Below are 6,000 nucleotides of genomic sequence, written 5' to 3'. Positions count from 1 at the left end.
AGGGAGAGTGCGGGAGGACTGGCAATCTCACTACTTGACCTTGACAAGGAGATAGAGGATAACGTCATCAGGGAGATCCAATCACTACCCAATGTGATTTTTGTGAAGAGGGTGGATTTAGAGTAACGACTAAAGCAAAGGGTCAGGGGTTCCAGGGTTCGAGTGTGTTTAATCCCCTTGAACCCTTTTATGTTTAATCCCTATGAACTACGAGCTATAAGCTATCAGTTGCCTTCCTTCCAGTATCCAGCATCAAGGTTTGCCATGAGCCATGAACTATGAGCTATAAGCTATCAGCTCCCAGCTCAATAATTGTTGACAAGGGAAGGTTTTCTTATTATAAAAAGAATAGTGCCTGGGTGGCGGAATAGGTAGACGCAAGGGACTTAAAATCCCTCGGTGGTTTCCACTGTACGAGTTCGATTCTCGTCCCGGGCATTAATAATTTTAACGACTTACCAGACAATTCAGCTCTCCCTTCGATACCCTGAAATTGCTATTGTGCCCGGAATTGTGCCCAGTTCGATATCTCCCATGAGTCTTTCATGCTCTTTGTGAAAATCAGAAACCTTCTCGGAAGCAATCCTGAGATCAGTTTCATCGGTGATGTTATACCTGTCAAATATAGCCCTTGTTTTGTGCCCGCTAATCTTCATAGCAACTAATTCTGACACCCCTGATCGAGTCATGTTCCGGACTGCTGACCGCCTTAAATCATGAAAACGTTGCTCAGGGATACCGGCCATCTTAAATGCCTTGCTCCATACGAAACGGAAGTCTTTAATTTTCTGACCGTCTCTATGGAACACATATACACCGTTCGCATTTTGATACTGTCCCTGAATCATCGACAGAAGTTCGCCTACGAGAAAGAGTATCCTTCCCTCACCATTTTTTGTTGTTCCCGGTGAAAGCGTGATCGTCTTGTCAAAAAGATTTATTTGTTTCCACTCCAGGGAAAGAATCTCCCCTTTTCGCATTCCTGTATAGTATCCCATCGTAAAAACACCCTTCAGATAATCAGGGAGCCATCCCAGGATAGCAAGATATTCTTCATGCGAATAAAAGCCTGTCCGGACGTTGTCTTCTCTTAACATCGGTATATACGGTTTCCCGGATACTAAGGGCGGTGTCTGTTGCAATGCAATACTGAACATACGTCTCAACGCAGAGAGATCTCGATTAATTGAGGCGTCCTTCATGCCCAGGGTTTGTTTTGCAGTGATGTACTGATTTATCCGGCTTGTGGTGATATCTATTGCTTTGCAGTCACCGAAGAAGTCCTTCAAGTGTTTAACGCTTAACTCTGCCCGAACAACAGATTTCCTGCCCCTAATCTTGTACTCAGTGATTAAGGCATTGCAGAGATCATCAAAGCGGGTCCTGTTCACTTGAAGACCAGGAAATTTGTTTTCTTGTATCTGACCTTCCCTGAGTTTCAGAAGCCTTCGGGCTTCGCCTTCCTTCTCAGTCTGTGCGCTTTCCCTGATAGGTTTCCCATACTGAGAATACTTGATCCAAAACATATTATTTCTTTTGTATATCGACCCCATGTTTCCCTCCTCTTTTCCGTTCGCATTCTAAAGATTTTAATGCAAGGAATAAAAATGGCGGGACCCCTCTGGAACCAGTTTCCCACCTACTTACTGTCATCGTTGCAACGTTGAGATGCTTAGCAAGACGGACCTGACTGAAACCATTTTTTAGTCTCCATCTTTTTATGTCCTGTGCTGTCATAATAGTAATGTACACCATTGGTATATAGAAGTCAAGTATTCTTTTACTAATTCTTTCCAAAGGTAATTTTTGCCTGCTCGATCCATTTAGTCATGTCTTCAAGATCAACAAATATTCTTTTCCCATCTTTAATGTAAGGCAATTTGCCTGCCCAGAGCATCTCTCTCATACTCCAGGTTGAACGTCCAAGGAATACCCCGGCCTCTTTAATGGAATACAATCGCTTTAGTTTAAAATCATTTTTCATGCAAGCCTCAGTAAGTAGGTAAAACAATCAAAGACGACCACATATAAAAAGAACCTCATGCACCGTCCCCGGTGGAATATTCGTGCTGTTGTGCTGTCATAATCCCTTCTCTCATAGGATATGATATCCAATGTACCATTGCAGAGTCTTGACAATAGACGGTCTCCAGAGCCTGTGCCTCAGTCTGTGCCTGGTAATTCCTTCCACTATCGAGCTGGTTCATCAGCATATAAGAACCTCGGAGAGCATGGACAGGAATTGCTCTCTCAGGCAGAGATTCAAGGATACCCATGTCCCCATTGCTTCGATTGCTCTCAGAATATCTACCGTTCTGTGGATTTGCACAAGAAAAAGAGAAAAGAGTTTTAAATATCATATATTTACAAATCAAAAGAGAAAAGGTTTTAGTGTCCATTCGCTTTTCAATCATCTCTGTCCATTCTTTTAGGAGTAATGTCAATGGCGTTCTCTATGGCCTTCGAAGGGCGTAGGGTCGGATCAAGGTGTATGATTTGCACAGTCACCAATGGCTTTTTATCCATTCCACGAAGCATTGAAGCCTTATCTATGCTTATTCCTGAGCTGAGTACCCTGGAATACGGATTCATTTTTTGTATATCCGCTATGGGAATGTCAGTGATTAATACGTCACTAAGTGTTTCAAATTTGCCTGCAAGTTGCTCCCTAAATTTCATAATCTTTTCTTGCACCGCTGGAACCTTACTAATCTTAGATATTGTGCTGGGGGCCTTATGTAATGCCCGTCCAACACTTCGGATTGACTTCCCATCGGCCAACATCATGCTTGCCTCTTCTATTTCAGATACCGTTAATTTGTGACCCATCGTTTAATCCTCCTTTATCCTTCATAGTTGTACCTTTTGCAGATATTCAATTGTCTCCAAAAAACTTCCAATTTTTTCGATAAGTGAAGTCGCATCATTTAAAACAAGTCTGTCTTTTCTTATCCGTTCATCATAAGAAAGTAACCCCTCTTTTAACGCTCCCAATCCACCGATAAGTAGACCCCGCTCTCTTGTAGTCAATAGCATCATTCACCTTCCAATTCTTTAGAGGCCTTCTGCAATAGTGGAATTACCTCGTCTATGGTTTCGTCATTGAAGGTGATGCCTTTCTTAGTAGGTAGCCATTGCCCGTTATCGGCCTCAAAAAAAACTCGAACATTGCAAAACTTATGACCTCTATATTCATCAATGAATATCCTGATCCGTTCTTTTTGGTTCTTCTCAATTTCACCTATCAACTTTGACATAATTCACCTCACCCTTTTTCCTCTATTAAAAAATTTGTTCCACATACCAATCATGAGTTTTAACAAAATTACATCCATGCTCTATATTGAAATCGATAGTATTTGAAGAAGGGCTTTTATCTTCTTCTCTAAAACGGTTCTTAACGATTTGTATTTTGCCCCAATCCATAGCAAGAGCAAGACTTGATGCTTTGATTGAATATATCCCGCCTGTTCCCAATTTTGAGCCTGGTCTTTTTTGGATACATATAAGGGCCATACCTTTATTTAATTTCTTGATGATAGTTGAGATCACGCCATGAATGTTAAAAGTTTTCTCTGCTTCTGGTTCGAGATAATCGACAACATTAAAAGCGTCTGGTTGTATTTTATCTTCAATATTGTTGAAATCCCAATCATCTATCACCTTCATTTTTCTGACCCATGTATCCATCGGGATAAGAAAGTAAGATAGTTTTTTCTTCAAAGCCTCTCGACTCATTTCTGAATTGAAATAAAAGCACGGCATAGAATCAAAGTTCAAACCAATCGTGTTTAATGCGAAGGTGGTTTTTCCGAACCCTGAGACACCCATCAAAGCAATAACCGATTTAGGGAAAAACTTCGTCTTCAGGTGAATGTCTAAGGGTAATTGGAGAGGGACAAAGTTATTTAGATCAGCATTGCCAAAGTCCATAAATTCTATGTTTTTGTCTACTGCCCTGAAACACCCCCGCCGATCGCCATGTTTCTTAAGTTCTCCGGCTTCACACATCCTGAGCAATGTCGAATAACAAGCTTTTTTATGTTCTGCCGTAGTTAACCGTAGTTCTCCGTGTACTTCCGTAGTTAAGAAGTAGCCTACCGTAGTTATCACCCATTTTCGAACCTCTTCAGAAATGTTACGTTCCCGACGTGTTGACCTCTTTAAGGCTGAGTCAATTTTAACATTTACATCTTTTAAATCAAAAGGCGGGTCACACTGTAAAGCAAGCAATTCCAATGTCTTACGAGCAAGGTCTTCCTCACAACCACCCTTAGTCAAACAGTTGGCAATATGAAAAAGAGTGTCATCCCTCTGTCCTTGCTGGTAACATTTCCCGTAGCTATCCGTAGTTAACCGTAGCTTACCGTAGTTATCGGGATCATTAACTTCATCTCCTATACGCATAGATAAAGAAAAAGATAGTTCTTTAACTATGCTCTTGTACTTTTCCGGTAGTAAAGACAATGCTATATTTTCAATGCTTAAACCCTCGATCCATTTATAACCCTCTCCATTGCTATTTTGTGAAGGCGGTAAAATGATATAGCCCCCTTCGCCCCTGAAATCTACCCCTGGGATTGCCCCGGTATTGTTTCCAATAGGTTCGTCTGGCATCTTAAAATAAAGATGTTTACCTCCCCCCGGTGTCCTTGCTGTCGGTATATCAATGCTATCCGGCAATAGTTCCTCAATAGCGGTTTCGCCCTCCTCGCTATCGCAATCAATAGCGCATAAATCGCTAAGCTTGCCCGTTACTATCCCTATCATGGCATCCGGCCACTTCTGCCACCATGTTTTAATTTCCTCAGTGGAAGGCAATCTCGTTTGAAATTCTGCCCATTGGATATAGGGGGTTTTATCGGGCCGAATAGGGATTACTGAAAAACCTCTTGCAAGGTAATTTAATGCGGATTGCAACGTGGTTTTATCGAGAGTAGTTTTTCCCATTTCTGTCTCCCTTTCCTTTTTGGTTAAAAATTGCGTGCCTGCAAGATTTGATATTTTGCAAAACTGACAATACAGGGACAGGTTCATTGCCATACAGACGAGCCAGGCAACCCTCAACGTCGCCAGTGACAAGAAACTCGGTCCTGCCCATAACATTCAACTGCGGAGTCACCCGGCAACCCATAGCCTGCAAAATTCCAGACATGATTGAGTCTTCAAAAATTCTTTCTTCTCCCATAAACCTTCTCCCTTTACCACACCTTTTCTAAAATACACGAAACTGGTTTTAACTCTGTTCCCGCAACCGTAAATTTTTGTTTGATATATTTCACCCTGCATTCCATTACTGATTTGCAAGATTCGTTGAGGCACTCCCAGCTTTCTATGTCCCACTCAGGCGCAGACGGTATCAGGCGAGTTTTTCCGCCGCACTTTGAGCATGGGATTTTTTCGCCGAACAGAATTTCGGCGCCTATTATCCATGGAGTTTTTTCCGTAACCGGTTCTGGTTCTGTTTTTTTCCCCAAAAAGTTTTTCATTTTCCCCCCCTGTTTCCGCTTCTGTCCCAATCCGTAAAGTGCTTTACTCCTGACCGCATGACCCCGCCTGGTTCGCTTAAATGGCCGGCCCCAGGATGCTCTTCACTCTCGCCTGGTATATAATTTTTACCAGGTGCGGGGGCAAATTCCATTTCAAAAGAGCCTGCAACTTGTTTGTTTGAAAAAAATTTATCATACAAAAGTTGTGCCTTTCGGTCAGCCCTTTTTCGAACAGAGAGCGTGTTCGTCATATTCCAAGCTTCGTCGTGAAGTCGTTCAAGCTCCTCATCAATTTCATGTCTCACATCTAATGAAAGGCTGTAGTAGTCTATAAACTCCGGTGGAGTTGGTTCTGGTTTTACAGCATCAGCATATTTTACGGATGGGTCATAAGTAACCACACCCCAGGGATTGAAACTGAAATCTGGTTTTACTTCTGTTTCTTCATCTTCAAACATTTTTCCTCCAAGAATAAAATTTTACTTCTCACTATTACCCAGGCAGATTATCA

The 6,000-nt window shown here is 41.9% G+C and carries 11 protein-coding genes and 1 tRNA gene; 1 reads left to right on the top strand and 11 read right to left on the bottom strand.

The features are described from left to right. Positions 1-353 precede the first annotated feature (353 nt). A tRNA-Leu gene (locus NTU69_08050) sits at positions 354-438 on the top strand. A 29-nt stretch (positions 439-467) separates the two neighbouring features. Here the strand turns inward: NTU69_08050 and NTU69_08045 are convergent. From NTU69_08045 to NTU69_07995, 11 genes are read right to left on the bottom strand one after another with little or no spacing between them, the layout of a single operon-like run. Beyond that, positions 468-1,553 carry a site-specific integrase gene (locus NTU69_08045; GenBank protein ID MCX5803464.1) on the bottom strand — a complete coding sequence of 362 codons (1,086 nt, stop codon included), beginning with the start codon at positions 1,551-1,553 and terminating at the stop codon, positions 468-470. Next, a complete protein-coding gene (locus NTU69_08040) occupies positions 1,528-1,797 on the bottom strand; it encodes a helix-turn-helix transcriptional regulator (GenBank protein MCX5803463.1) in 270 nt (89 codons plus the stop codon). The genes NTU69_08045 and NTU69_08040 overlap by 26 nt, the downstream gene beginning before the upstream one ends. Beyond that, on the bottom strand, positions 1,784-1,984 hold the full coding sequence (locus NTU69_08035) for a helix-turn-helix domain-containing protein (GenBank protein MCX5803462.1): 201 nt from the start codon (positions 1,982-1,984) through the stop codon (positions 1,784-1,786). The genes NTU69_08040 and NTU69_08035 overlap by 14 nt, the downstream gene beginning before the upstream one ends. A 55-nt stretch (positions 1,985-2,039) precedes the next feature. Then, on the bottom strand, positions 2,040-2,360 hold the full coding sequence (locus tag NTU69_08030; GenBank protein ID MCX5803461.1) for a hypothetical protein: 321 nt from the start codon (positions 2,358-2,360) through the stop codon (positions 2,040-2,042). A 46-nt stretch (positions 2,361-2,406) separates the two neighbouring features. Continuing rightward, positions 2,407-2,829, bottom strand: a complete 423-nt coding sequence (locus NTU69_08025; protein ID MCX5803460.1) for a helix-turn-helix domain-containing protein — start codon at positions 2,827-2,829, stop codon at positions 2,407-2,409. A 21-nt stretch (positions 2,830-2,850) separates the two neighbouring features. Continuing rightward, positions 2,851-3,039, bottom strand: a complete 189-nt coding sequence (locus NTU69_08020; protein ID MCX5803459.1) for a hypothetical protein — start codon at positions 3,037-3,039, stop codon at positions 2,851-2,853. After that, a complete protein-coding gene (locus tag NTU69_08015; GenBank protein MCX5803458.1) occupies positions 3,036-3,257 on the bottom strand; it encodes a transcriptional coactivator p15/PC4 family protein in 222 nt (73 codons plus the stop codon). Before NTU69_08015 ends, NTU69_08020 begins: the two co-directional genes overlap by 4 nt. Before the next feature lie 25 nt (positions 3,258-3,282). After that, positions 3,283-4,950, bottom strand: a complete 1,668-nt coding sequence (locus tag NTU69_08010; GenBank protein ID MCX5803457.1) for a bifunctional DNA primase/polymerase — start codon at positions 4,948-4,950, stop codon at positions 3,283-3,285. Continuing rightward, positions 4,928-5,188: a hypothetical protein gene (locus tag NTU69_08005; GenBank protein MCX5803456.1), complete on the bottom strand. Its 261-nt coding sequence runs from the start codon at positions 5,186-5,188 to the stop codon at positions 4,928-4,930. Before NTU69_08005 ends, NTU69_08010 begins: the two co-directional genes overlap by 23 nt. 13 nt (positions 5,189-5,201) lie before the next feature. Continuing rightward, the gene (locus NTU69_08000) at positions 5,202-5,489 is read right to left on the bottom strand and encodes a hypothetical protein (protein MCX5803455.1); all 288 of its coding nucleotides are present in this window, start codon (positions 5,487-5,489) and stop codon (positions 5,202-5,204) included. Then, positions 5,486-5,947 (bottom strand): hypothetical protein, encoded by a 462-nt coding sequence (locus tag NTU69_07995; protein ID MCX5803454.1) that lies wholly within the window; start codon positions 5,945-5,947, stop codon positions 5,486-5,488. Before NTU69_07995 ends, NTU69_08000 begins: the two co-directional genes overlap by 4 nt. Positions 5,948-6,000 lie beyond the last annotated feature (53 nt).

The sequence above is a fragment of the Pseudomonadota bacterium genome, from assembly GCA_026388215.1.
In the GTDB taxonomy this organism is placed as follows: domain Bacteria; phylum Desulfobacterota; class Syntrophorhabdia; order Syntrophorhabdales; family Syntrophorhabdaceae; genus JAPLKF01.
Note: the sequence above shows the minus strand (reverse complement) of the source record. Positions and strands in the feature narration are given on the sequence as shown.

Coding starts and splice junctions, on each gene's coding strand:
- NTU69_08045 (MCX5803464.1), bottom strand. CDS start 1,553: ATGGGGTCGATATACAAAAGAAATAATATGTTTTGGATCAAGTATTCT.
- NTU69_08035 (MCX5803462.1), bottom strand. CDS start 1,984: ATGAAAAATGATTTTAAACTAAAGCGATTGTATTCCATTAAAGAGGCC.
- NTU69_08030 (MCX5803461.1), bottom strand. CDS start 2,360: ATGATATTTAAAACTCTTTTCTCTTTTTCTTGTGCAAATCCACAGAAC.
- NTU69_08025 (MCX5803460.1), bottom strand. CDS start 2,829: ATGGGTCACAAATTAACGGTATCTGAAATAGAAGAGGCAAGCATGATG.
- NTU69_08020 (MCX5803459.1), bottom strand. CDS start 3,039: ATGATGCTATTGACTACAAGAGAGCGGGGTCTACTTATCGGTGGATTG.
- NTU69_08015 (MCX5803458.1), bottom strand. CDS start 3,257: ATGTCAAAGTTGATAGGTGAAATTGAGAAGAACCAAAAAGAACGGATC.
- NTU69_08010 (MCX5803457.1), bottom strand. CDS start 4,950: ATGGGAAAAACTACTCTCGATAAAACCACGTTGCAATCCGCATTAAAT.
- NTU69_08005 (MCX5803456.1), bottom strand. CDS start 5,188: ATGGGAGAAGAAAGAATTTTTGAAGACTCAATCATGTCTGGAATTTTG.
- NTU69_08000 (MCX5803455.1), bottom strand. CDS start 5,489: ATGAAAAACTTTTTGGGGAAAAAAACAGAACCAGAACCGGTTACGGAA.
- NTU69_07995 (MCX5803454.1), bottom strand. CDS start 5,947: ATGTTTGAAGATGAAGAAACAGAAGTAAAACCAGATTTCAGTTTCAAT.